This is a genomic window from Salinibius halmophilus (genome assembly GCF_003577475.1).
GTDB lineage: Bacteria > Pseudomonadota > Gammaproteobacteria > Pseudomonadales > Natronospirillaceae > Salinibius > Salinibius halmophilus.
Window position 1 is genome coordinate 1 of the sequence record NZ_QPEP01000030.1, and the last position, 759, is coordinate 759.

Here is a 759-nt window from a genome sequence, read left to right on the forward strand (position 1 = left end):
TTTATCGATTTAAGCGCGATGGCAGGTACGGGGGCTTGGAATATTACCCTCTGCCTGGGTAACGGCGTGGAACTTCGGCTGAGCCAGCAATAGTGTTTTCACCAAGTCCTGCAGCAAGCATCTGGCTCTACACTCAACCTGCCGACATGCGAAAGTCTTATCGCGGTTTGTTAGGGCTGATTAAGCAGCAAATGAACGAAAGCCCACAGCAGGGGTATTTTGTCTTCATCAATCGCAATAAAACCCAAATGAAAATCCTCTATTTTGAGCCAACAGGATATTGCATTTGGTGTAAGCGGTTAGCCCAAGGGCAGTTCAATTATGCGCAATCTACTTCTGCTAAACGGCGTCTTTCAGCATTAGACTTGCAGCATATTTTGGCAGGCGTGAAAGTCGAAAAATATCGCCAATTTAAACGCTATAAAACACCAAATATCTCACCCAATTAGATGGCTTTGTGGTATCATCTCAGCCCATGAATGACGCCACTTCCAAGCCAGTTTTCACCCCGCCTCAATCCGACTTATTCCACCAGAATGAGGCGGATTTGCTGCGTGAACAAATGGCAGCGATGCAGGCAACGATTGCCACATTAACGTCTGAAAACTTGTGGCTCAAACGCGAGCTATTTGGCGTTAAGGGCACCTCTAAAAACCTCCGAAAAAACAGGTTAAAATATACGCCGAGTAAAATTGACCTCGTGACTGGATATCATGCAACAATCTAGCTTGTTTTTCCAAGACAAAACCGCACTTAAGC

General features: G+C 45.6%; 2 protein-coding genes. Both read left to right on the forward strand.

The window, feature by feature from the left end; genetic code table 11:
* The first annotated feature begins 92 nt into the window (after positions 1-92).
* Positions 93-449: an IS66 family insertion sequence element accessory protein TnpB gene (tnpB, locus tag DUW71_RS17495; protein WP_267896680.1), complete on the forward strand. Its 357-nt coding sequence runs from the start codon at positions 93-95 to the stop codon at positions 447-449.
* Positions 450-475: 26 nt separating this feature from the next.
* Positions 476-727 (forward strand): hypothetical protein, encoded by a 252-nt coding sequence (locus tag DUW71_RS17500; protein WP_119396564.1) that lies wholly within the window; start codon positions 476-478, stop codon positions 725-727.
* Positions 728-759 lie beyond the last annotated feature (32 nt).